Consider the following 23,777-nt stretch of genomic DNA (forward strand, 5'->3'; position numbering starts at 1 on the left):
GGGCCCCACAACCACCGGCACAAGCCAAGAACCACGCGGCGCAAGCCGCAACGCACCGCAACCACACACCGCGTCCACCCACCGGCAGTCAGCCGAACACGGCGCCCAGCCCAGCGCAGCACCCCGTGCAGCGGCACAAAAATCAGCGCGGGACCCTGCGGCACCCACCACACCGGGGAACCGTCCCGCGCAACACCCCCGTGAAGGGGCAACCCCGCGTTTCATTCCGCCCCCCGCGAAGGGAGCCGCATCGTGGTCGCCGACGAACCGGGCGCGCCGGGACCCGGCGCCGCGCGGCGGGGCAACCGGCCCTGGGTCGCCGCCAAGGCCGCGCCCGACAGAAGCACCAGCGCCCCCACACCCTGCACAGCCCCGAACGTCTCACCGAGCAGCAACGTGCCGCACACCGTGTTGACCACGGGCACCGTGAACATCATCAGCGAGGCCGAAGCGGGGCCCACGGCGTGCACGCCGCGGTAGTAGAGGAGGTTGGCGAGGGCGGCGGCGCCCACCGCCAGGTACGCCGCGTTCGCCCAGACGCTCGTGGGCAGTTCACCCCAGCGCACGGCGGGCAGATCCGGCGCGGCGACCAAGCCGAGGAGCACCGCACCCGCGCAGGTCGCGTACGTCGTGGCGCGCAGCGGATCCGTACCGGCGAGCACACGCGGCCCCGCGAGCGTATAGGCGGCCCAGCAGACCGCGGCGAGCAGGAACAGCGCGTCCCCGGCCAGCCGGGCCGGGCTCCCGTGCGTGCTGCCGCCCGCGCCGAGGAAGAAGACCACGGCTCCCGTCAGCCCCAGTCCCAGCCCGGCCAACCGTGCCCGCGAGGCCCGCTCCCGGCCCGTCACCAGCAGGAAGGCGCTCGTGAGCACCGGGCTCATGACGGGGATGAGGATGCCCGCGTCCAGGGAGGGGGCGAGGGAGAGGCCCCAGAAGAACAGGCCGTTGTACGCGAAGACCCCCAGCACGCCCGCCAGCGCCGCACGCGCACCCGCACCGGCGCCCCCACTCCCACTCCCGCCCCCACCCCCGCGTCCGCGTCCGAAAAGCGCCAGCGCCACGAGGAGGGCGAGGGCCGCGCCTCCGAACCGCAGCAGCGCGGCCACCGGGTGCGGCACGTGCTCCACCACGGACTTCGAGCTGGAGAACGCGCTCCCCCAGAGCACCATCGTCACGGACAGCATCAGATACGGGCTGTTCAAGCCCCTCTTCGTCGCCATGGCCCGACTCTGGCGCCCCGGGCCTCCGCCCGTCTTGAACGCTGGTGCGGGAGCGATAATGCGCGCATGGGATCGTCGGACGCGGGCCCGGACGCGGGCGGGTGGGTGCGCTACTGGCGGGACGGCGCGCGCCCCGTCGAGGCCATGCACGCGCACTTCCTGGACCACGTCTATCCGCCGCACAGCCACGACACGTACTCCTTCGGCATCACCGACGCCGGTGCCCAGCGCTTCCGTTGCCGGGGCGCCGCGCACACCAGCGGCGCCGGGATGGTGATGGCCTTCAACCCGGACGAGGTCCACGACGGGCAGGCCGCAGCGGAACTGGGCTACCAGTACCGCATCGTGCACCTCGGCCCCTCCGTGGTGAGCGAGGTGCTCGGCGACGCGACGGGCGGGCGCTCCGGCGGGCTGCCGCTGTTCCGGCAGCCGGTGCTGACCGACCCCGTGCTCGCCGGTGCCCTCGCGCGTCTGCACGCCGTGCTGACCAAGGACGCGCCCGCGCTGGTGCGGGACGAACGGCTCACGGCGGCCGTCACCGCCGTCGCGCGCCGTGCCGCCGTCACCGCGCCCACCGGCCTGCTCCGGGCCCCGTCCGAGCGCGCGGGGCGCCAGGCGGCCCGCCGGGCGCGGGCGTTGCTCGACGAGACCTGTCCTGAGCCGGTGACGGCCGAGAGCCTGGCGGAGGCGGCCGGGTGCAGCCGGTTCGCCCTGTACCGCGCCTTCCGCGCCGCGTACGGCCTCGCGCCCAGCGACTACCAGCGTCAACTGCGCCTGCGCCACGCCCGTACGCTGCTCGCGGCGGGCACCCCGCCGTCCGAGGCGGCAGCCGTCACCGGCTTCGCCGACCAGGCCCACTTCAGCCGCTGGTTCCAGCGCGTCTACGGGATCACGCCCGGCACATTCCGGCGCGCCTGAGCGGCGTCGGAGCACCCTCGGCGCTTCTTGCGCATGCCCCTTTCGGGTCCGAGTCGGCGGCAAGGGGGTGCACAAGCGTGCCCGGGCCCCGATAGTGGGACGAGGCTCTGGGGTGCTGGACGGTGACCCCCCGGAGCGAGCGGGCCGCCGCCGCGCTCATCGGCGGCGGGCCGCGGCGAAGCCGGTTCCGCCCCCCGCCTCCGGCCCCCACGTCAGACGACGCCCTGCGCGAGCATCGCCGCCGTGACCCGTTCGAACCCCGCGATGTTGGCGCCCAGCGCGTAGTTGCCGGGGGAGCCGTACGCCTCGGCCGTCCCGGCGCAGGTGTCGTGGATGCCGTGCATGAGGTCGGCGAGCCTCTTCTCGACCTCGGCGAAGGGCCAGGTCTCGCGCCCCGCGTTCTGCCGCATCTCCAGCGCGCTGACCGCGACCCCGCCCGCGTTGGCGGCCTTCCCCGGGCCGAAGGCCACCCCGGCCTGGTGCAGCATCCGCACGGCCTCGGGCGTGGCGGGCATGTTCGCGCCCTCGGACACCGCCCGCACCCCGTTGCGGACGAGGGTGACGGCGGCGGTGGCGTCCAGCTCGTTCTGTGTGGCCGAGGGGAGGGCGACGTCGACGGGCACGTCCCAGACGCTGCCGTTCGGCACATACCGCGCCGCGGCGCCGCGCCGCTGCGCGTAGTCGCTGATCCGGCCGCGTTCGGTCTCCTTGATCTGCTGGAGCAGGGGGAGGTCGATGCCCTTCTCGTCGAGTACGTAGCCGCCGGAGTCGGAGGCCGTGATCACCTGGGCGCCCAGTTCCCGCGCCTTCGCGATCGAGTGGAGCGCCACGTTCCCCGAGCCGGAGACGGACACCCGGCTGCCCTCGAAGGACGTGCCGCGTGCCTCCAGCATGCGCGCGGCGAACAGCACGTTCCCGTAACCGGTTGCCTGTGTGCGCACGGCGGAGCCGCCCCACGCGGTGCCCTTGCCGGTGAGGACGCCGGACTCCCAGCGGTTGGTGATCCTGCGGTACTGGCCGAAGAGGTAGCCGATCTCCCGGCCGCCGACGCCGATGTCGCCCGCCGGGACGTCCGTGTGCTCGCCCAGGTGCCGGTGCAGCTCGGTCATGAACGACTGGCAGAACCGCATCACTTCGGCGTCGGAGCGGCCCCTGGGCGCGAAGTCGCTGCCGCCCTTGCCGCCGCCGATGCCCAGCCCGGTGAGGGCGTTCTTGAAGATCTGCTCGAAGCCCAGGAACTTCACGACGCCCAGATCCACCGAGGGATGGAAGCGCAGACCGCCCTTGTACGGGCCGAGCGCGCTGTTGAACTCCACGCGGAAGCCCCTGTTGACGTGTGTCGTGCCGGAGTCGTCCTGCCACGGCACGCGGAAGATGATCTGCCGTTCGGGCTCGGTGAGGCGCTCGATCAGTCCCGGCTCGGCGAACTCCGGGTGCCGCTCCAGCACCGGCGCGAGCGACACCAGGACCTCGTGCACGGCCTGGTGGAACTCGCTCTCCCCGGGGTTGCGGCGCTGGATCTCCGCGTACAGGTCCTTGAGACGGGAGTTCCGGGCGCGGGGGACGGCGGGGACGGCGGGGGCTTCGGGGGTGAGGATGGGCATGGGCCTTCCTTCTGTGGAGCGAGCCTTCTGCGGGGAGCGGGCGGGGCGGGGCGGGCAAGAGGAGGCGGGCCGGAGGCTTTCGCGCTGCGCCGCACCGCATCGGAGCGCCCCTGCCTTCTTGCCCTCTCTCCGATTCAACAACGGAGTACGCGGCGCCGGTCACGTCATGGTTGGCGCGAGTGGTGAAGCGCGTGAAAGGGCGGCGGCGCGCGCCTCGGCGAGGGCGCCGCTCAGCCGCGGTGGTGGAGCGCGGACGCCGCCGCACGGTCGAGAAGCTGCTCGGCCGCGCGTACCTGGCGGAACGGGGCCAGCAGTTGACGCAGCCGCTGGAAGGCGGAGTCGGCCGTGCCGGAGCGCAGCGTCGGGTAGTGGTCGAGGAACTTGCGCCAGGAGGCGCAGGCTTCCTCCACGTGCCCCGTCGCCACGAGGATCTCCGCCTTCCGCGCGTGGCTCAGGGCCAGCCCCCTGCGGTCCTCGGCCGGCCGCCGCGCCAGGGATCGGGACAGCGCCTCGCGCGCGGCGGGGACGTCGCCCGTCTCGCGCAGGACCGCCGCGCTCTGGTACTCCAGCGCGGCGCGGGAGTAGCGCTCGAACGGGCCCCGTACGCGCGCGTTCTCCTCCTCATCCGCCACGGCGCTCTCCGCGCGGGCCAGGGTCTCGCGCGCCGCTGTCTCCATGCCGCAGGTCGCCTGCGTGACCGCGAGCTGCGCCAGCAGATAGGCGCTCGGCCTGCCGTACTCGCTCCCGGCGGTCTCCGCCGCGGCCACCGCCGCGTCCAGCGCCGTGCGGCGGTGCCCGAGGGCGAGGGCCTGCGCGCTCATGCCGCGCAGGGCGATGCTGCTGGCCGTGGGGTCGCCGGACTCCTGCGCCAGGCGCAGGGCCGTGAGGAAGTGGCGCTGCGCCAGCCCGTGCACCTCCGTGTCCTGATACATCCTGGCCAGCAGGAACGAGAGGTGCGACGCCTCCACCAGCAGGCCCCGGCGCACGTCCTCGCCCCTCAGCTCGCGCAGCCGGGGCGCGATGTCGTCGGCGAGATAGGCGGAGAGCGCTGAGCGCGCGTTGCCGCCGCCGTGTGCGTCGAAGGAGGCCGCGTAGAAGCGCACGGCGTAGCGCACGATGCCGAGTTCGCCGTGGGCCTCCCCGCTCCCGTTCCCGTACAGGTACAGGTACCCGTTCGTGTTCCCGCCGCCGCCCTGCCCGTTGCCGTTCCCGTTGCCGTTGACCCGCCCGTTCGTGTGCCCGCTGCCACGGCCTCGCCCCGGGGCCTTGTACGGCCGGGAACGGGGCGCGGGGACCCGGCGGCACGGCCTGGTGTTCAGCGCCTCGACGAGGTCCGCCTCGCGGTAGGGCTGCTGCTGGGAGGTGAGCCTCTGGGCGGGGTCGGCGTCCGCCTCGCACAGCTCCTGAAGGCTCGTCTCGGTCCGCTGCGCGCCCATCGCGTACAACTCGTGGGGCGCGGAGGACGTGCCGGAGCCGAAACCCGCCGCGGCGGGGGCGATGGTCCGTCCCAGGCGCCTGGTCAGCGCCTCCGCCACCAGTTCGGGCACCGGGGGGTTGGGCTGGGTGCCGCTGAGCCAGTGCGCCACGGCGGTGCGGTCGTAGCTCAGCTCCATGTTGACCTCGGACGCGAGCGCGTTCACGGCCCGTGCGAGCGAGACCTGGGTCCAGCGGGCCTCGGCCAGCAGGGTGCGTAGCCGGGTGTTGGGACGTCGGGGTGACGGCACTGTTGCTCTCCTGGGGGAACGGCTGTGGGGGGGGGCACGTACGGGGAGGCCGTACGTCCGATTTCCGTGACGGCGCCCCGTCACGCGGTATCGGCGAAGAGAGCGGAGGAGGGCGGCGGGGGACGACGCTCCCGGTACCTTCCACCGCTTCCCGCTCCGGATATTCGCGTGGGACCCGTATGCGGGAGAGAGAGTGTGGGCACCAGTGAATTCCTGTGAGTCGCTCGAATGTCAGCAGCTTGCACACCACGTGACGGAGCCCAGGAATTCCCCCGAGGTTTCTGCCGTGAGCGGCGGGGCGCCGGAGCGCCGAGAGCCGGATCATCTGTCCGGCTCGGAACCGTCGGCCCCCACTGGCGCATTTCACGGGAGAGGAGGGCGAAGTCAGCGGTTCCATCAACGCAATCACGAATCAAGGGGATTGGGAACCACGCCTGGGGGGTGGGCTGCGTGAAAGCGTTGAATTTTGCGGTTCTCCGTCGGGTTGCCCGCTCGGTCTCCGTCGGTTCTCCGGCCTCTTCCGGCGGGCGCTACGGGTCAGTTCACGGACGGCGGCGCGAAGGAGGCGCGCAGGTAAGAGGCGTCCAGCGGACGGGGTTCGGGGGCGCCCAGTGCCGCGCACCGGCTCCTGTCGTAGGTGCGGTGCAAACACGCGTAGGCGGCTACACCGGCGCTCTCCCGCATCAGCACGCGCTCCAACGAACCCCTCCGCGCGCCCCCTGCACACCCGGGCCCGTCGTACCCGCGCTCCCGCCCCTCGCCGTCGAGCCGCAGCCGCAGCCACGGCGTGTGGTGCGTCAGCGCCTCCAGCAGGCTCTGGACGGGGGTCTGCCGCGGATGGACCACGTGATACGTCGTCACCCCGCCCCCGCCCCCGCCCTTGCCCCGACCCGCGCCCCCGGCGCGGGAGGCGGCGGCCTGGCCGAGGCCGATGTGGAGCATCGTCTCCGCCGCGTCCTGCACCGGCAGGACGTTCATGTGCGCGTCCGGATCCCCGGGCATGCGGGCCGTCAGCACACCGTCGCGCACCGCGCCGGAGTGCGCGGCGGGAAGCGTCGGCAGTCGTTGGCCCAGCATGGCCAGCCTGGCCGCCAGCACACTGTGCGGTCCCCGTGGCGCGCCCGGCCGCGGGGGTCTGTGATCCGTCAGCACGCTCGGGCGGAAGACGGTGACGCCGCCGCCGACCTCCTTGGCCAGGCCGCGCACCAGCCGCTCAGCGCGGTGTTTGGAGCCCTCGTACTCCGTCAGAAAGCCCTCGGCGCCCCCGACGTCGTCCTCGGCCACGTGTCCATGCGTCAGCGCGCCCGCCACGTAGGCGGTGCTGGTGTGCAGCAGGTGGGGGCGGCGCGGGGCGGTCGCCGCGAAGCGCAGCATGTGACGGGTGCCCTCCACGTTGACGCGGTCCAGCGCGGAGGGGCGGTGCACCAGGCGGATGTCGCCCGCCATGTGCCATACGGTGTCGGCGTGCCGCGCCAGTTCGCGGTAGGCGCGAGGGGCCAGGCCCAGGTGCGGGTCGGTGAGGTCGGCGCGCGCGGTGCTGACCCGTTCGCCCAGGTCACGGGGCAGCGGCACCCCCGTGGCCCGCAGCGCCGTCGCCAGCCGGGCCGCCGCGAGGCCGGGTTCCTGGCGGGTCAGCGCCACCACGGAGGTGTTCGCGTTCCGCAGCAGCATTCCGGCCAGCACGTGCGAGCCGAGAAAACCGGTCGCACCCGTCATCACCACAGTCCCGGAGGCGCCGTTCATCGTTCCGGTGTTCCGCATGTGCGTATCCCCTCTTCGTCTCTTCGTCGTCCCTGTGGCAGAAGTGCTGCTGAGGATTGATCGGCGACAACACACTGTCAAGCAGGAGAAAGCACGCAACAGAGGTATGGAGGAATTCACTCCGGGGAAATTCCGGCCGTCCGTGGAAAGCGTGGTACGACCGGCCCACGCGGGTGCGTGTCTTGGCCGTCGAGGACTTTCCCGCTGCTAGTTTCGCTGTTGGCGGCGCGATCTTTCGTTCCGCCGTAATCCCGTGCGTCCAGGAAATGTGGAGTTCGCGATGGTGGACATGTACCGCACGCTGGAGGAGCAGATCACCCAGCACTTCAACGTCCCGGCGGAGGAGCTGAGCCCGCAGACCACCCTCGTCGAAGCGGGGCTCGACTCGCTGGCGCTGCTGGAGCTGATGACGATCCTGGAGAGCGAGTACGGGCGCTCGGTGGCGATGGAGGACGACGCTCCCGGCCCCCACAGCACGCTGGGCGAGGTGGCGGCCTGGCTGGAGGAGGCGTTCGCCCCCGAGGAGCTGGGCGGACTCGAATTCGTCCCGGCCCCCGCGGCCGGTGCCGAGCAGACCGCTCCGTGAAGCGGGACGCCGTGGTGGTCACCGGGCTCGGCCTGGTGACCCCCGCAGGGACGGGCGCCGAGGAGAACTGGCACACCCTGTGCGCGGGGGTCTCCACGGCGCGCACCGACCCACTGCTGGCGGGCATGCCCGTCGGCTTCTCCTGCCAGGTGCCGGACTTCGACCCGGTGCGCGACGTGGGGCGTGCCGCCTGGCGGATGGACCGCTTCGTGCAACTGGCGGTGTGCGCGGCGCGTCAGGCCGTCGCCGACGCGGGCCTGGACACCGGCTCCTGGGACGGCACCCGCGTGGGCGTCGTCATCGGGGTGGGCGCGACGAGCATGGAGACCTGGCGCGTGGAGTTCGCGCACCTGGAGGCGGGACGGCTGCGCCGGGTCTCCCCCCTCGCGATGCCGCGCAGCGTGCCGAACATGGCGGCCGGTGAGGTGGGCATCGACCTGGGCGCACAGGGCCCCAACCTCGCGGTCAGCACCGCCTGCGCCTCGGGCGCCACCGCCATCGGCACGGCCAAGGCCCTTCTCCAGGCGGACGCCTGCGACATCGTCATCGCGGGCGGCAGCGAGTCCCCGCGGAACAGCGCCATGACAGGGCTCTGCTTCTCGCGGATGACGGCGCTGTCAGGGCGCGGGGACGATCCGGCCACCGCCTCCCGCCCCTTCGACGCGGACCGCGACGGCTTCGTCCTCGGCGAGGGCGCCGGGCTGCTCGTGCTGGAGCGCGCGGAAGGGGCACGCGCGCGCCGCGCGCCCGTACGGGCCCGGCTGGCCGGGTACGGGCTGTCCGCCGACGCGCACCACCCCACCGCACCCGAGCCGCTGGGCGAGGGGCTGGAGCGGGCACTGCGCGCGGCGCTCGACGACGCCGGGATGACCCCGGCCGACATCGGCCACGTCAACGCGCACGGCACGGCCACGCGCACCAACGACGCCGTCGAGGCCAGGGTGCTGAGCCGCGTCTTCCCCGCCGCGCCGCCGGTCACCGCGTCCAAGAGCGTCATCGGGCACGCCATCGGCGGCGCGGGGGGCATCGAGGCGGCCTTCAGCGTGCTGGCCCTGGAACACCAGCTCGTGCCGCCGACCGCCAACCTCGACCGCCTCGACCCGGACATGGACCTCGACGTCGTCGCCAAGGCGCCCCGGCCGGTACGGATGGAGGCCGTCGCCTCCAACTCCCTCGGCTTCGGCGGCCAGAACGCGGCCCTGGTCTTCTCCGCGCCCTGACCCTTGCGGTGCCGGTGCCGGTGCCGGTGCCGGTGCCGGTGCCGGTGCCGGTGGCCGTGCCGGTCGCTACGAGGTGTAGTCCGCGTTGACGCGGATGTACCCCTCCGTCAGATCGCAGCCGTAGACGGTGCAGGCGGCGTCGCCGAGGCCGAGGGAGACGGTGATGTCGACCTCGTCCCGCCGCATGGCGGCGACGAGCCGGTCGAGGGTGTCGGCGCCGGGCTCCTCGGGATAGACCTCGGTCTCTCCGAAGGACACGGTCACCAGGCCGGGGTCGATGTCCATGTCGTCGGTGTTCTTGCCGACGGCCATGACGACGCGGCCCCAGTTCGGGTCGGCGCCGTGCACCGCGGTCTTCACCAGGGGCGAGTTGACGACGCTCTTCGCGACGCGCCTGGCCTGCTCCGCGTCCCTGGCCCGGCCGACCGTCACGCGCAGGAGCTTGGTGGCGCCCTCGCCGTCGCGGGCCAGCTGGGTGGTCAGGTCCAGGCACAGGCCGGCCAGCGCTTCGGTGAACTCCGCCTCTTCGACGGGTCCCGCGGCGCCGTTGGCGATCAGGGTCACGGTGTCCGAGGTGGAGGTGTCGGTGTCCACGCTCAGACAGTGGAAGCTCTTGTCCACGGCGGCGCGGAGAGCGGCGTCCGACTGGGCCGGGGACAGCTCCGCGTCGGTGAAGACGTAGGCGAGCATGGTGGCCATGTCGGGCTCCAGCATGCCGACGCCCTTGGCGACGCCGACGACGCGGGCGCGGCCCACGGTCCGCACGGCCGTCTTGGGCCGGGTGTCGGTGGTCATCATCGCGCGGGCCACGTCGAGGGGCCCGGCGTCGAACGCCGAGGGGCCGCGCCGCGCGGCACCGTCCAGATGTGTGCGGAGCGCTTCCATCGGCAGCGGGCGCCCGATCACGCCCGTCGAGCCGAGCAGCACCTCGTCCTCCGGTATGCCGAGGATCCCGGCGATGCGGTGTACGACCTCGGCGGCGTTCTCCTCGCCCTGGCGCCCCGTGGCGACGTTGGCGTTCTGCGCCAGCGTGCCCAGCGCCCTGACGCGCTGCCCGGCGGCGTTGACGCGGCCGAGCCGCACGGCGGGGCCCGCGAAGCGGCTCCGGGTGAACATCGCGGCGCTGACGGCGGGCCTGTCCGACGCCACTACCGAGACATCGTCCCCCTGGTCGCGCAGCCCCGCGTGCCCGGTGTAGGCGCGGAAGCCCTCCGGCCAGGTCAGTGGGGGTTCGTCGGGCAATGCTGCATGAGTATGTGACATGTGGAATAGATTTACAGCGGAGCTCGTGACGTGTCCACTCTTTTCCGTGTGACCGGGCCAGACCGGGCCGGGAGAGGGGGGAGTGGACGGCACAGTAATGAACGGGCGTCACAGGGGCACCGTGCTGGTAGGAAACGGCCGGGGTACCGCAGGGCACCGGCGCGCGGAGCGGATGCGGAGGACGCGAGGCAGATGGGTGTGAAGAACGAGAGGGAAGCCACGGCAGGGGAGCAGCACGGCGCGTACGGCGTCGGCGGGCCGCTGTCCGGATGCGTCGCGCTGGTGACGGGCGCCTCCAGCGGCATCGGAGCCGCCACGGCCTCCGCGCTCGCCCGCCAGGGGGCCACCCTGGCGCTGGCGGCGCGGCGCACGGACCGGCTTGAGGAGCTGACCGGTGTGCTCAGCGGCCAGGGCGCCACGGCCGTGCCGCTCACCGCTGATCTGCGCGACGCCGGGCAGGCGAGCGGGGCCGTCGAGGAGACCGTGGAGCGCCTGGGGCGGCTCGACGTGCTGGTGAACAACGCGGGTTACGGGGCGCGCAGCGCCGTGGAGGAGAGCGACCCGGAGGACTGGGACAGGATGGTCGACCTCAACCTCAAGGCCGTGCTGGCCACGTCGCAGGCCGCCCTTCCCCATCTGCTCGGCGCCGTCGCCGAGGGCCCGCGCGGGGTCGCCGACCTCGTGACCGTCAGCTCGGTCGCTGGCCGCGTGCCACGCAAGAACAACAGCGTGTACTCGGCGACGAAGCACGCGGTCGGCGCGTTCAGCGAGGCGCTGCGGCAGGAGGTGACGACGCGCGGGGTGCGGGTCGGCCTCGTCGAACCGGGCATGACGCAGACCGAGATGACCATGGGAGCCGCCTCCTCGGCGTCGGCCGCGCGCGGCATGCCGGAGGAGGCATGGCTGAGGGCCGACGACATCGCGCGTGCCGTCCTCTTCATGGTCACCCAGCCCGCGCACGCGGCGGTCAACGAGATCATGGTGCGCCCGACGGCCCAGGAGCACTGACCGCCGCCCCCCGCCGGAGCGCCGGGCCGCTGTCCGAGCGGCCCGGCGTCCCGTGTGCTTCCGGCCCCGTCGCGGGTCAGCGGCTGCTGTGGGAGGGCGTGCGGCGGTCCCCGTCGGCGTGCGGGGGAGCGGCCGGGGCGCCATCGGCCGGTGCGGCACCGGAGCCCCTCGCCGCGTTCCCGTCCCCGCCCTCCGGGGCGTTCCCGGCCTCGTGTCCCTCGGGTCCCTCGCGTTCGGGTTCCCGCAGCGCTCCGTTCGCCCCGTTCGCGCCGTCCGTACGGCGGACCGACACCGGGCAGACCATGCGGCGCCCGTACCCCACCTTCCGCTCGGGTCCGGTGAGGCGGAGCGCGAGCCGCCGGCGGACGTCGGCGCTGGAAGCCGCGAGCCGCAGTTCCAGCGCGCCGGGCTCGACGACGCGGTGGCCCTCGCGCACCGTGTACGAGGCGAGGTCGGGGTGGAAGGCGAAGCGCACCTCGGCGGACTCGCCGGGCGCGAGCGGCACGCGCGCGTAGCCGACGAGCCGCTGCACGGGGCGGGCTGTGCGGGCCACCGGGTCGTGCAGATAGAGCTGCACGACCTCGGTGCCCGCGCGCTCGCCCGTGTTCGTGACGGTGAGCCGCACCGTCGCCTCCTCGTCCGTGCCCAGCGGCACTTCGCCGCCCGCGCCGTCCCGTGCGCGCCCGCTCTCGCTCTCGCCCTCGCCGCCGTCCGTTTCCGGCGTGACGACGGCCGCGTCCCGCCAGTGGAAGTCGGTGTAGGACAGGCCGTGCCCGAACGGGTAGAGCGGGGTCGGGTCGAGCGAGCTGGCCTCGCCCCGGTGGCCGAGCGGCGGAGCGAGGTACGTCCACGGCTGCCCACCGGGCCCGTACGGCACGCTGACGGGCAGCCTGCCCGACGGGTTCACGCGCCCCGACAGCACACCGGCCAGCGCGGGGCCGCCCTCCTCGCCGGGGAAGAACGCCTGCACGATGGCGGCGGCACCACGGCCCGCGCCGCGCCCCGCGCCCTGCCCCGTAGCCGCCGCGTACCGGCCCAGCGCGTAGGGACGGCCCGACAGCACGACGAGCGCCAGCGGCGTACCGGTGGCGAGCAGCGCCTCCACCAACGTGCCCTGTTGGCCCGGCAGTTCGAGGTCGGATGCGTCGCAGCCCTCGCCCGAGGTGCCCCGCCCGAAGAGCCCGGAGCGGTCCCCGACGACGGCCACGCACACCTCGGCCTCCCTGGCCAGCGCGACCGCATCGGCGAGCTGCCCCGCGCCGGTGTCCGCGTCCGGGCCTGGCGCGGCGGAGCCGTCGCCCGTCGCGGGACCAGGCGGCGGGCAGCCCGGTGCGTGGGTGATCTCCGCGTCCGGCAGCGCGTCCCGCAGGGCGGCGAGCAGCGTCGGGATCTCCACGCCCAGCGGCAGCCCGGGGTGCTCGACGCCGACGTGACGGGGGAAGGTGTAGCAGCCGAGCATCGCGGCGGGGTCGTCGGCCTGGGGCCCGATGACGGCGATCCGGCTGCCGGGGCGCGCGGTCAGCGGCAGCACACCGCCGTCGTCGGCGAGCAGCACCACGGACTCCTCGGCCAACTGCCGTGCCACGCCCCGCATCTCCGCCGGATCCAGGTCCAGGTCCAGGTCGACATCTGCGTCCGCGTCCACGTCGGGACCGGAGTCGGCACCGGCCCCGGATGCGGCCCCGGGGCGCGGGTCCCACCCCGGATCGAGCATGCCCAGCGCGCACTTCTGGCCGAGCACCCGCGCCAGCGCGCGGTCCACCAGGGCCTCCGCCACCTCGCCCGCGCGCACCGCCTCCCGCAGCGGTTCCCCGTAGCAGCGCACGGCGGGCAGTTCCACGTCCACGCCCGCCGACAGCGCGAGCGCGGCGGCCTCGCGGGGCGATCCGGCCACCCCGTGGGCGAGTTCGAGGAAGGAGACGCCGAAGTAGTCGGCCACGACCGTGCCGGTGAAGCCCCACTCCTCGCGCAGCAGCCCCGTCAGCAGCGAGGGGTCGGCCGCGGCGGGGACGCCGTCGATGTCGTTGTAGGCGTGCATCACGGAGCGGGCGCCGCCGTCGCGCAGGGCGAGTTCGAAGGGCGGCAGCACCACGTCGGCCAGCTCGCGCGGGCCCGCCGCGACGGGCGCGTGGTTACGGGCGCCGCGCGAGCCCGCGTACCCCGCGAAGTGCTTGAGCGTCGCGATGATGCCGCTGTCCTCCAGGCCCCGCACATACGCGGTGCCGACGGTCGCCACCAGGTACGGATCCTCGCCGATGGCCTCCTCCGTACGGCCCCAGCGGGGGTCGCGCACCACGTCCAGCACCGGCGAGAGCCCCTGGTGGACACCGGCCGCGCGCATCGAGGCGCCGATCAGCCCGGCGGCCCGGCCCACGAGCGCGGGGTCGAAGGAGGCACCCCAGGCGAGTGGGGTGGGGAAGATGGCCGCGCCCCAGGTGGCGAAGCCCGTGAGGCACTCCTCGTGGGCGATCGCCGGAATGCCGAAGCGGTTCCCGTCCATGACCCGGGCCTGGGTGGCGGCCAGCGCGCGCACACCCTCGGCCGCCGTCAGGGGCGCGGTGCCGAACGGGCGCGTCAACTGCCCCAGCCCGTGCGGGAGCAGCGCGTCGAGCCCGCCGTGCGGGGAGGCGGCCGTCACCTCGTGCTGGAGCGGCGCGACGTCCTCGCCCTCCGCGTCGGCGCCCGGCCACACGCTGGAGAGCTGGGCGAGCTTCTCCTCCAGCGTCATCCGGGAGATCAGGTCGCGGACGCGGTCGGCCGCGGGCTGCGAGATGTCCCGCCAGGGGCCGTCGGTCTCGTGGTGCATGGGACTCCTGTCCGGCTGGTTTCGCGCGGTTTTCCCGCTCTTCCCGTTCATTTGCCGCCGACGCCCATCAGGCCGCTGACGAGCTGGCGGCGGGCGAAGAGGTAGACGGTGAAGAGGGGCACGATGGAGAGGACGACGGCGGCGAGCAGTGCCGGGATGTCCACCCGGAACTGGCCGACGAAGTCGTACAGGCCGAGGGTCAGCACGCGGGTGCCGGGCGACTGGGTGAGGATGAGGGGGAAGAGGAAGTTGTTCCACGCCTGGAGCGCCGCGTAGACGCCGACGGTGGAGATCCCGGACCGGCACAGCGGCACGACCAGCTGCCACAGGATCCGGGCGGGACCCGCGCCGTCCAGGGCCATCGACTCGTACATCTCCTCGTCGATGTCGCGCATCGTGCCCGTCAGGACGAGGACGCTCACCGGCAGCGAGAACGCGGCGGTGGGCAGGATGACGGCGAGCAGGCTGTCGTACAGGTGCAGTTGGGTGATGACCAGATACACGGGCACGATCACGGCCTGTGCGGGGATCGCGAGGCCGAGCAGGAAGACCTGGAAGATCCGCCGGGAGAAGCGGCTCCTGTTGCGCACCACGGTGTAGCCCACCGTCACCGCGAGCACGAGGACGATCGCGACGGAGGCGGCGGTGACGACGGCGGTGTTGGCGAGGTAGCGGAGGAAGTCGCTGCCGAGGACGCGCTCGTAGTTGTCGAGCGTGGGGTCGCCCGGCAGGGAGAGGGGGCCGTTGTCGAGGTAGTCGTCGCGGCTGCGGAAGGTGGAGCCGACGAGCGCGTACAGCGGCAGCCCGACGATCCCCAGCCACAGCAGCGCGCCGATGCCCGCCGGGATGTTGGGACGGCTCCGGCGAGCGCTTCGGCGTCGGCCGCCGCGCGTGCCGGGCGGGCCACCGGAGACCGGCGGCCGGGCGTCCTCCGTACGGGCGGCGCGGTGCAGCACGTCGGTCACATCCCCTCCCGGGTGCTGCGCATGGCGCCGAAGCCGGTCAGCCGCACGAGGAGCAGCGAGACGCCGGTGGCGACCACGACCAGGGTCGTGGCGACGGCGCTGGCGTAGCCCATCTTGAAGGCGTCGAAGCCGGTCTTGTACATGAGGTAGGGCACGATCGTGGTGTCCGTTCCGGGGCCGCCCTGGGTGAGGATGAGCACCGTGTCGAAGAACGTCAGCGCACCGACCACCATCAGGACGGACGAGGTGATCACGGTGTTGCGCAACTGGGGCAGTGTGATGTGGAAGAACTGCCGCACGGTGCCCGCTCCGTCGATGCGCGCCGCGTCGTAGAGGGACGCGGGGATCTGGCGGGTGCCGCCCTGGTAGAGCAGCGTGTGGAACGGGATGAACTGCCAGGACGCGACGAAGAGCACCGCGGCGAAGGCGCCCTGAGGGTCGCCCAGCAGATCGCCGTCGGCGAAGCCGATCCAGGGCCCGATGTCCCCGATGATCCCGAAGTTGGGGTCCAGCAGCGACTTCCACAGCAGGGCCAGCGCGACGGAGGAGGCGAGCAGCGGCAGGAAGAAGATGGCGCTCAGCACGGCGCGGGCCCGCTGCCGCCCCGCCGCCCAGACGCCGAGCAGCAGGGCCAGCGGCGTCTGGACGAGCCAGGAGAGCGCGGTCAGCAGCAGGCTGAGCCAGACGGCCTGACGCATCGTCGGGTCGTTCCACAGCCGGGACCAGTTGGCGCCCCCGCTCCAGGAGGGCGTGCCGATCCCGTCCCAGGAGGTGAGGGAGAGCAGGGCCACCAGGCCCATCGGCAGCATGGCGAACAGGGTGAAGAAGACCAGCCCCGGCAGCGCCCACAGGGTGCCGGGGCGCCCCGCGCCACCGGGGTGCGCCATGACACCGGAAAGCGGCATCACAGGCCCTTCATGGCGGTGACGAACTCCCGCGCCGTGGACTGGCCGTTGAAGAGCTTCTGGATCTGGGTGAGCATCGCGCTGGACTGCTCGGCCGGGAGCGCCTGGTCCCAGGAGAGGGTGAAGTGCGGTGCCTGGTCGACCATGTCGTACTGGAACTGCGCGTACCCCGGGTTCTCGTGGGCGCCGAGCCGGGAACCCGCGTCCCGGGTGGTCGGGACGTCGCCGTTGGCGATGAGGTCGTCGGCGTACTTGTCCTCGGCCGCCATCTTGACGAAGTCGAGCGCGGCCTCGCGCTCCTCGGCCTTCTTGTTGACGGACCAGTAGTTGGTGGGGTTGCCGACGACGTTCTTCGGGTCGCCCTCTCCGTCGGGGTAGGCGGGGAAGGCGGTCCAGCCGAGCCCGGACTTGGCGAACTCGGGCTGGTTCGCCTTCTGGTTGGCGTACTCCCAGCTCCCCATGAGGTGCATGGCGGCGCGGTCCTTGGCGAAGAGGGTGGAGGCGCCGTCGGCGGTGTAGTTGACGGAGGAGAAGTTCTTGCCGAACGCGCCCCGGTCGACGAGGTCCTCGATGGTCTGCGCGGTCTTGAGCACCGCCGGGTCGCCCCAGCCGCTCATGTCCCCGTCCTGGATCTTCTGGAAGACCTCGGGCCCTCCGATGCGGTCGAGGAGGTACTCCACCCACATCAGCTCGGGCCAGGCTTCCGAGCCGGCGAGAGCGAACGGGGTCACGCCCTCCTTCTTGAAGGTCCCGATGAGGGAGAGCAGGTCGTCCCAGGAGCGGGGCGGTTCGGCGTCGGCCTTCTTGAAGACGTCCTTGTTGTAGAAGAGCATCACGGGCTGCATGCCGCGCATCGGCACGCCGTAGAGCTTCTTGTTCACCTTGCCCGCGTCGAGGATCGGCTGGAGGAAGGCGTCCTTGAGGTCGGCGTCCTTGGCCAGTTCGGGGCCGAGATCGACGAGCATGTCCTTGTCGACGAAGCTGGCGATGCTGCCGCCGCCCCAGTTGAAGAACACGTCGGGGGCGTTCGGGGTGCCCATGGCGGTACGCAGCTTGTCCTGGTAGTTGTCGCCGGGCACCTTGGTCAGTTCGGCCTTGACGTCGGAGTGCTTGTTGAAGCGCTTGACGACTTCCTCCTGCACCTTGGCCGAGGCGTCCCCGTAGACCCAGACGTCGAGCTTCCCCTCGCCGCCAGCGCCCGCGGGACCGCTGCTGCCGCAGCCCGCCAGGGCCGAGGCGCTGAGAAGCGCCGCCGTGAGCACGGAGAGGCCCCGTCCGCGCCGTCGAGACAGATTGGTCCGCATGCCAGCACACCTTCCGGAAGAATCCCGAGAATTCTCGGTCGATGCCGCTGGAAGTTACGGAGAGGCGCGGGAGTTGTCAACGCTTAGGACGTGATCGGGCCGCGCGGGGTGCGGGAAGGCGCGTGGGATCGCGTGTGACGCGCGCGGCCGACGGGGGTGCGACGCACGTCCGGGCACGACGTGCGTCGGGACGCGCAGGGGTTCGTGGGGGTGCGTGAGGGCATGCCGACGGGAGGGGGCGCCAGGGCCCCCTCCCGTCCGGTACGGGGTCGGTACGGGGTCAGCCCGCGGGCGGCGCCGAGCTGGCCCGTACGATCAGTTCCGTCGCCAACTCGACCCGGGGGGAGTCCAGTTCCTCCTCGCGGGCCAGCCGCAGCACCGTGCGCGCCGCCACCTTGCCCATCTCCGCGAGCGGCTGACGCACCGTCGTCAGCGGCGGGGACGCCCAGCGCATCTCCGGCAGGTCGTCGAACCCCACGACGCTGACGTCGTCCGGCACCCGCAGCCCGCGGCGGCGCAGCGCCTCGATCGCGCCCATGGCCATCTGGTCGCTGGACGCGAAGATCGCGGTGGGCGGGTCGGCCAGGTCCATCAGCTTCTGGCACCCCGTGAACCCGGACTCGTGGTAGAAGTCGCCGCGCACCACGAGCGCGTCGTCCGCGCTGATCCCGGCCGACTCCAGCGCCGTGCGGTAGCCGTCGGCGCGTGCCCTGCTGCACAGCAGCCGCTGCGGCCCGGCGACGAGCCCGATGCGCCGGTGCCCGAGACCCAGCAGATGCTCCGTCGCGGCGAGGCCGCCCGCCCAGTTGCTGGCCCCGACCGTCGGCGCGTCCAGCGAGGGCGAACCCGCCGGGTCCACGACCACGATGGGCACCTCCAGGCGCCGCAACTCCCGCTGGTGCGGGGGCTCCAGGGACGACGTCACCAGGATGACCCCGTCGGAGGCCCGGTCCCGCAGGTTCTCCAGCCACTGCCGCGTGGCACCGGCGCGGCCGTGCGTCGCGGAGACCACCGTGCCCATCCCTGACGCGTGCGCGACCTCCTCCACGCCGCGGATGATCTCCACGGCCCAGGGGCTGTCGAGATCGCTGAAGACCAGGTCGAGGAGTCCGGCCCGCTCGCGCGCCGCCGGTGCGCGGCGCCGGTACCCGTGCAGCCGCAGCAGGTCCTCGACCCGCGCACGGGTCTCGGGCGCCACGTCGGAGCGGCCGTTGACCACGCGCGAGACCGTGGGCACCGAGACCCCGGCCTCCTGCGCGATCGCGCTGATCGTGACCTTGGGCCGCGACTGTCCGGTCTCCTCGACCGCCATGGAACCTCCTCGCACCGCACGCCGACACTCGTCGACGGGCTTCCCTGCCGCCCCTGCCTTGCCATTTCCGGCGCACCCTCCGATAGCTTGCGGCAGTGTTCCGGAACATCCGGTGCCAAGTGAAGCAGAGAGGGAGCAGCACGAATCTACTGCGCGCCGGGTACGGGCCGCCGCGACGGCTCCCCGGCCCGGGCGCCTGGCTGTGCGGAGGCGTCGGCCGGTGACCGCAGGACCCGGGCCGCGCAGGCCGCGACGACGCAGAAGGCGACGGGCAGGAGAAAGGTGAGGTTGAGCGGGACGAGGTGGGTGAGCGGGCCGATGACGGTGGGGCCCGCGAGCATGCCGAGGTAGCCGAGCCCCGCGACGCGGGAGACGTTGACGCCCGCGGCCTGCGGGTCGGCGTGGCCCGCCGCGCTGAACAACTGCGGGACGCACCCCGAGAGGCCGACGCCGAACACCGTCCAGCCCACCAGGGCCAGCGGAATCCACGGGGTGAGTGCGGCGGCGGTGAGGCCCAGCGCGGCGAGGGCCGCGCCGTAGCGGACGATCGCGACGGGGCCCCAGCGCGCGGCCACCCGGTCGGTGAGCAGACGGCCGACGGTCATCGCGGTGGCGAAGGCGCCGTAGGCGAGCGCGGCGGTGGCGGGCGGCGCGGCCAGGACGTCGCGCATGGCCAGCACGCTCCAGTCGTTGGCGACGCCCTCGCAGAGCATGAGCATCAGCGCGAGCACGGCCAGCGCCCAGATGCGTCCGGGTGTGCGACGCCGGGCCACCGCCGCCTCGGGTGTCCCCTCGGCCGTCCGGGACGCCCCCTCGCCCGTGGACGCGGCGGCGTCCCGCGCGCGGCGTCCGGCCGGTCGCAGCAGCGCGGGCGCGGCGAGCCCGGCGACGAGCACGCCGAGGACGCTCACCAGCCCCAGGGCCGTCGCCGCGCTCCAGCCCCAGGTGAGCGTGCGGGCGCCGACCAGGGCCGCGAGCACGCCGCCGACCGAGAACACGGCGTGGAACGCGGACATGACGGGCCGTCCGTAGCCGCGCTCGACCTCGACGGCATGGGTGTTCATGCTGACGTCGAGGCAGCCGTTGCCGAAGCCGAGCACCAGCAGCGCCGCGCCCAGTGACCAGGGCCCGGCGGCCAGGCCGGGCAGCACGAGCGCCGCCGCGCACAGCGCCGCGCCGAGCGGGACGGTCTTGCGCGCGCCGAAGCGGTCGGTGAGCGGCCCGGCCAGCCGCATGCCTGCGAAGGCGCCGCCGCCGAGCAGCAACAGCAGCCAGCCCAGCACCGCGTGACTGATTCCGGCGCGGTGTTCGACGATGGGGATGTGGACGATCCACATCCCCATCACGAAGCCGTTGAGGGCGAAGTAGATGAACGTGGCCAGCCGGGCGGCCCGCAGCGATCTTTCCATGACCGCGAACCTAGCGAACAGATGATGTGTTCGTAAGATGGCATTACGCGCAGATGTGGTGTTCAATCGCGTCCATGTCGAGCACCGACCGTCTGAGAACGATCACGGAAGCCGTCCGCGAGGCCGGGGAACTGAGCGTCGCGGAACTCGCCGTGCGCACCAGCGCCTCGGAGATGACGATTCGCAGGGACCTCGAAACGCTGGCGGGGCAGGGCATGCTGGAGCGCTACCGGGGCGGTGCCAGAAGCCTGCTGCTGCGCGGCGAGGAGCCGCCGTTCGCGTTGCGCGCGGGGGAGAGCGGAGAGGCGAAACGGCGCATCGCCGCCGAGGTCGCGGAGCTGCTCGCGGACGGCGAGTCCGTCGTCCTGGACAGCGGGACCACTTGTCTGGAGGTCGCGCGCCTGCTGGTCCACCGGCGGCTGACGGTGATGCCGCTGTCCCTCCACGCGGTCAACGCGCTCACGGGGGCCGCCCGGCTGAAGCTCGTGCTGCCCGGTGGTGAGCCGCGCCCCGGCGAACTCGCGCTGACCGGCCCGCTGACCGAGTCGTCGCTGGCCGCGCTCCGCTTCGACACGGCCGTCATCGGCTGCTGCGGCCTGAGCGCGGACGACGGGCTCACCGCCTACGACCTGGCCGACGCCGCCGTCAAGCGTGCCGCGATCGCCTCGTCCCGCCGCGTGATCGCCGTCGCCGACGCGGGGAAGTTCTCCCGCACGGCACTCGCCCACGTCGTGCCTGTCACCGCGCTCGACGCGGTGGTGACGGAGGAGTCGGCCCCCGAAGACGCCACCGGCGCGCTGACGGCGGCGGGCGTGACGGTGCGGATGGCGGTGTGACGGTGTGACGGCGCGCAGCGTGTGATGCTGCGCAGCGTGTGACGGTGCGGGCGCCGCGTCCCGCGCACGACGCCACCGCGTCGGACGGGAGCGAGGGCAACCGTGCCGGGTCGGGGACAATGGAGGCTTGTCCCGCGCGCGGCCCGAGGCCGCGCCCCCTCGCGGCAGGAGCGCACGCACGGTGTCCCAGAAGTCCCCCGCCCCCTCGGGCCCCGCCCCCTCGGGTGGCGCAGACCGTTCCGCCCTCCAGGCGGACTGCGCGAACTGTTTCGGCCTGTGCTGTGTCGCGCTGCCCTTCGCCGCCTCAGCCGACTTCGCCGTCGACAAGAAGGCCGGACAGCCCTGCGGGAACCTGCGCGAGGACTTCCGCTGCGGCATCCACGCACGGCTGCGCGAGGACGGCTTCCCCGGCTGCACCGTCTTCGACTGCTTCGGCGCTGGCCAGAAGGTCTCCCTGACCACCTTCGGCGGGCAGGACTGGCGGCAGGCACCGGACACGGCGCGGCAGATGTTCGACGTGTTCCCCGTCATGCGCCAGCTCCACGAACTGCTCTGGTACGTGACCGAGGCGCTGGCACTCGCCGCGGCGCGCCCGCTGCACGGCGAGCTGCGCGAGGCGCTGGAGAACACCGAGCGGCTCACCCTCGCCGACGCGGCGACCCTCGCGGACACGGACGTCCCGGCCGCCCGCGAGGAGGTCAACGCGCTGCTGCTGCGCGTCAGCGAGCTGGCGCGGGCCGGTGTCCCGGGCCGCAAGAAGAACCGCAGGGGCGCCGATCTCGTCGGCGCCCGGCTCAGGGGCGCCGACCTGCGGGGTGCCAATCTGCGCGGGGCACTCCTCATCGCGGCCGATCTCCAGGGCGCGGACCTGCGCGGCGCCGATCTCATCGGCGCGGACTTCCGGGACGCCGATCTGCGCGGCGCCGACCTCACCGGGAGCATCTTCCTCACCCAGGCCCAGCTGAACGCGGCCAAGGGCGACGCGGCGACCGTCCTGCCCCGGGACCTCGCCCGCCCCGCGCACTGGTAAGGCCCCCTAAGGGATGGCCGAGGGGCTGACTCGGGGTGGTCGGCCGGAGTACGCCCGGTGAACGTACGAGCGGTGCCGGGTCAAGTTCGCTCAAACGATCAGCAAGGGGGGTTCCCAGGGCCCCACATGATCCGTAAGGGTCGGATCATGGACGACCGCACCACCCACGCCCACGCCCACGCGCCCGCCACCACCGCACCCGCCCGTTTCCCCGCGCAGCGCAACACCGAGAGCTGGACGTTCCTGACCGAAGCCGTGCGGGACTTCCGTACCACCGGGGCGATAGCCCCCAGCAGCCGCCGTCTGGCGGGGCTGCTCACCGACGGGCTGCGGGAGCGGACCGGCCGCCCGCTGACCGTGCTGGAGGCGGGCGCGGGCACCGGTTCGGTGACCCGCACCCTCATTCCGCTCCTCGGCCGCGAGTGTCACCTGGACATCGTGGAGGCCAACGAGCGCTTCGCCGCCCGCTTGCGGCACCTCGTGCACGGTCACCCCCATCTGTCGGACCGGCCGGGCGGGGCAGGGCGGGTGCGTGTCCACCCCACCCTCGTCGAGGAGCTGGACACGGGACGGCGCTACGACGTGATCGTCTCCGGGCTGCCGTTCGCCAACCTGGAGCCGGACCAGGTCGAGACGATCATGGACCGCTATCTGGAACTGCTGCGCCCCGGCGGGACCCTCGCCTACTTCGCCTACCTCGGTACCGGAGCCGCCCGTACACTGCTGGCGCCGCGCTCCGAGGCCGCCCGGCACCGCGAGGTGGAGTCCGTCCTGGAGCGCTACCAGCGGCGCTACGCCACCGGCTGCTGGAAGGTGTGGGGGAATCTGCCCCCGGCCAAGGTCTGGCAGCTCAGCTCCCCGAGTACCCCCGCGGCGCCCGCACCGGCCGCCGCCGCGGCCGTCTGAGGGAAGCCCGGTGGTGGGACCCGCATCAGGGGTCGGCATCAGGGAGAACCGGGGGTTTCCCCCATGGCAGCGCCCGCGCGGCCTGCCGTAACCTCGTCGCGACTGGTCAGGGAAGCGCCTGTGACCAGCGCATTCTCGACGTGACGGGGGAACTCATGAACCGGCGGCTCCGCATTCTCACGGCCTTCGCGGCGGTCGGTATCGGTGCGGGCGCGCTGAGCGCCTGCGCTCTGGGGCCCGCCTCGACCGCGGAGGACGATGCCTCGGTCACCGAGAAGATCACGTCGGTGCGTCTCGACAACAGCTCCGGCGGGGTCGAGCTGCGGGGCGAGCGGGGCAGGGATGACGCGTCGGTGCACCGCAGGATCGAGTACCAGGGGGACAGGCCCGAGGGCGCCTCGCACCGCGTCGAGGACGGCGTTCTCGTCCTCGGCGGCTGCGGCGACGACTGCTCGGTCACCTACACCGTCGAGCTGCCCGCCGGTCTCCCGGTGTCGGGCAAGGCCTCCTCGGGCGAGGTCACCCTCTCCCGGGTCGGCGCGGTGGACGTGGCCACGGACTCGGGCGGCATCGAGCTGGACGGGGTCGCGGGCGCGGTCGAGGCGCGGACGAGCAACGGCCGCATCGAGGGGCGCGGTCTGCGGGGCGGGCACGTCAGGGCCGAGACCAGCAACGGGGGCATCGATCTCGCCCCGGCGAAGGCGCAGGACGTCACAGCGAAGACGTCCAACGGCGCCATCGAGCTGACCGTCCCCGCCGGTGCCTACGAGGTGTCCTCGCGGACCAGCAACGGCGAGAAGGACATCGGCATACGGGACGAGCGGGGCGCCCCGCACCGTCTCGACCTGGTGACCAGTAACGGGGACATCACCGTCGGGACCTCCTGAGAACCGCGGCCCGCGGCCCCCGCTCCCGGCGGGCCGCGGCATTCGCGCACCACTCGCGCACCGTTCACGCACCACTTGCGCGGCGCTGCCACGGCGCATAAGTTACCGCTTAG

The 23,777-nt window shown here is 73.2% G+C and carries 19 protein-coding genes; 8 read left to right on the forward strand and 11 right to left on the reverse strand.

Translation table 11 applies throughout. From position 1 onward, the window contains the following. Positions 1 to 221 precede the first annotated feature (221 nt). On the reverse strand, positions 222 to 1,220 hold the full coding sequence (locus tag ACYVOO_RS39415) for a DMT family transporter (RefSeq protein ID WP_461020535.1): 999 nt from the start codon (positions 1,218 to 1,220) through the stop codon (positions 222 to 224). 66 nt (positions 1,221 to 1,286) lie between these two features. Between ACYVOO_RS39415 and ACYVOO_RS39420 the strand changes: the two genes are divergently transcribed. Further along, positions 1,287 to 2,138, forward strand: coding sequence for an AraC family transcriptional regulator (locus tag ACYVOO_RS39420; protein ID WP_461020536.1), 852 nt, complete (start codon positions 1,287 to 1,289; stop codon positions 2,136 to 2,138). 212 nt (positions 2,139 to 2,350) lie between these two features. On the opposite strand, the gene gdhA is transcribed toward ACYVOO_RS39420, so the two are convergent. The 3 genes from gdhA to ACYVOO_RS39435 form a co-directional block, all read right to left on the reverse strand. After that, positions 2,351 to 3,742: an NADP-specific glutamate dehydrogenase gene (gene gdhA / locus ACYVOO_RS39425; RefSeq protein ID WP_461020537.1), complete on the reverse strand. Its 1,392-nt coding sequence runs from the start codon at positions 3,740 to 3,742 to the stop codon at positions 2,351 to 2,353. A 230-nt stretch (positions 3,743 to 3,972) separates the two neighbouring features. Next, positions 3,973 to 5,466, reverse strand: a complete 1,494-nt coding sequence (locus tag ACYVOO_RS39430) for a hypothetical protein (RefSeq protein WP_461020538.1) — start codon at positions 5,464 to 5,466, stop codon at positions 3,973 to 3,975. A 537-nt stretch (positions 5,467 to 6,003) separates the two neighbouring features. After that, a complete protein-coding gene (locus ACYVOO_RS39435) occupies positions 6,004 to 7,227 on the reverse strand; it encodes an SDR family oxidoreductase (RefSeq protein ID WP_461020539.1) in 1,224 nt (407 codons plus the stop codon). A 280-nt stretch (positions 7,228 to 7,507) separates the two neighbouring features. On the opposite strand from ACYVOO_RS39435, the gene ACYVOO_RS39440 reads away from it, so the two are divergent. Next, positions 7,508 to 7,813 (forward strand): acyl carrier protein, encoded by a 306-nt coding sequence (locus ACYVOO_RS39440; RefSeq protein ID WP_453350332.1) that lies wholly within the window; start codon positions 7,508 to 7,510, stop codon positions 7,811 to 7,813. Beyond that, positions 7,810 to 9,033: a beta-ketoacyl-[acyl-carrier-protein] synthase family protein gene (locus ACYVOO_RS39445; RefSeq protein WP_461020540.1), complete on the forward strand. Its 1,224-nt coding sequence runs from the start codon at positions 7,810 to 7,812 to the stop codon at positions 9,031 to 9,033. The genes ACYVOO_RS39440 and ACYVOO_RS39445 overlap by 4 nt, the downstream gene beginning before the upstream one ends. Positions 9,034 to 9,099: 66 nt before the next feature. Here the strand turns inward: ACYVOO_RS39445 and argJ are convergent, their stop codons facing one another. Next, positions 9,100 to 10,275 carry a bifunctional glutamate N-acetyltransferase/amino-acid acetyltransferase ArgJ gene (gene argJ, locus ACYVOO_RS39450; RefSeq protein WP_461020541.1) on the reverse strand — a complete coding sequence of 392 codons (1,176 nt, stop codon included), beginning with the start codon at positions 10,273 to 10,275 and terminating at the stop codon, positions 9,100 to 9,102. A 213-nt stretch (positions 10,276 to 10,488) separates the two neighbouring features. On the opposite strand from argJ, the gene ACYVOO_RS39455 reads away from it, so the two are divergent. Then, positions 10,489 to 11,304: an SDR family oxidoreductase gene (locus tag ACYVOO_RS39455; RefSeq protein ID WP_461020542.1), complete on the forward strand. Its 816-nt coding sequence runs from the start codon at positions 10,489 to 10,491 to the stop codon at positions 11,302 to 11,304. Between the two features lie 76 nt (positions 11,305 to 11,380). On the opposite strand, the gene ACYVOO_RS39460 is transcribed toward ACYVOO_RS39455, so the two are convergent. The 6 genes from ACYVOO_RS39460 to ACYVOO_RS39485 form a co-directional block, all read right to left on the reverse strand. Further along, positions 11,381 to 14,110 carry a beta-xylosidase/alpha-l-arabinosidase gene (locus tag ACYVOO_RS39460; protein WP_461020543.1) on the reverse strand — a complete coding sequence of 910 codons (2,730 nt, stop codon included), beginning with the start codon at positions 14,108 to 14,110 and terminating at the stop codon, positions 11,381 to 11,383. Between the two features lie 47 nt (positions 14,111 to 14,157). Continuing rightward, positions 14,158 to 15,075 (reverse strand): carbohydrate ABC transporter permease, encoded by a 918-nt coding sequence (locus tag ACYVOO_RS39465; protein WP_461020544.1) that lies wholly within the window; start codon positions 15,073 to 15,075, stop codon positions 14,158 to 14,160. Beyond that, on the reverse strand, positions 15,072 to 15,980 hold the full coding sequence (locus ACYVOO_RS39470) for a carbohydrate ABC transporter permease (RefSeq protein ID WP_461020545.1): 909 nt from the start codon (positions 15,978 to 15,980) through the stop codon (positions 15,072 to 15,074). Before ACYVOO_RS39470 ends, ACYVOO_RS39465 begins: the two co-directional genes overlap by 4 nt. Further along, positions 15,980 to 17,284 carry an ABC transporter substrate-binding protein gene (locus ACYVOO_RS39475; protein WP_461020546.1) on the reverse strand — a complete coding sequence of 435 codons (1,305 nt, stop codon included), beginning with the start codon at positions 17,282 to 17,284 and terminating at the stop codon, positions 15,980 to 15,982. The genes ACYVOO_RS39470 and ACYVOO_RS39475 overlap by 1 nt, the downstream gene beginning before the upstream one ends. Before the next feature lie 280 nt (positions 17,285 to 17,564). Next, positions 17,565 to 18,596, reverse strand: a complete 1,032-nt coding sequence (locus tag ACYVOO_RS39480) for a LacI family DNA-binding transcriptional regulator (protein WP_461020547.1) — start codon at positions 18,594 to 18,596, stop codon at positions 17,565 to 17,567. Positions 18,597 to 18,742: 146 nt separating this feature from the next. Further along, positions 18,743 to 20,005 (reverse strand): MFS transporter, encoded by a 1,263-nt coding sequence (locus ACYVOO_RS39485; protein WP_461020548.1) that lies wholly within the window; start codon positions 20,003 to 20,005, stop codon positions 18,743 to 18,745. A 74-nt stretch (positions 20,006 to 20,079) separates the two neighbouring features. Between ACYVOO_RS39485 and ACYVOO_RS39490 the strand changes: the two genes are divergently transcribed. The 4 genes from ACYVOO_RS39490 to ACYVOO_RS39505 all read left to right on the forward strand — a co-directional run bounded on the left by ACYVOO_RS39490 (position 20,080) and on the right by ACYVOO_RS39505 (position 23,664). Then, complete coding sequence (locus tag ACYVOO_RS39490; protein ID WP_461020549.1) at positions 20,080 to 20,841, forward strand: DeoR/GlpR family DNA-binding transcription regulator; 762 nt, start codon at positions 20,080 to 20,082, stop codon at positions 20,839 to 20,841. Positions 20,842 to 21,022: 181 nt separating this feature from the next. Next, positions 21,023 to 21,871: a pentapeptide repeat-containing protein gene (locus ACYVOO_RS39495; protein ID WP_461020550.1), complete on the forward strand. Its 849-nt coding sequence runs from the start codon at positions 21,023 to 21,025 to the stop codon at positions 21,869 to 21,871. Between the two features lie 147 nt (positions 21,872 to 22,018). Continuing rightward, entirely contained in the window at positions 22,019 to 22,777 is a 759-nt protein-coding gene (locus ACYVOO_RS39500) for a class I SAM-dependent methyltransferase (RefSeq protein WP_461020551.1), read from the forward strand. A gap of 155 nt (positions 22,778 to 22,932) precedes the next feature. Further along, on the forward strand, positions 22,933 to 23,664 hold the full coding sequence (locus ACYVOO_RS39505) for a DUF4097 family beta strand repeat-containing protein (protein WP_461020552.1): 732 nt from the start codon (positions 22,933 to 22,935) through the stop codon (positions 23,662 to 23,664). The last annotated feature ends 113 nt before the right edge of the window (positions 23,665 to 23,777 follow it).

The organism is Streptomyces daliensis (assembly GCF_054782395.1).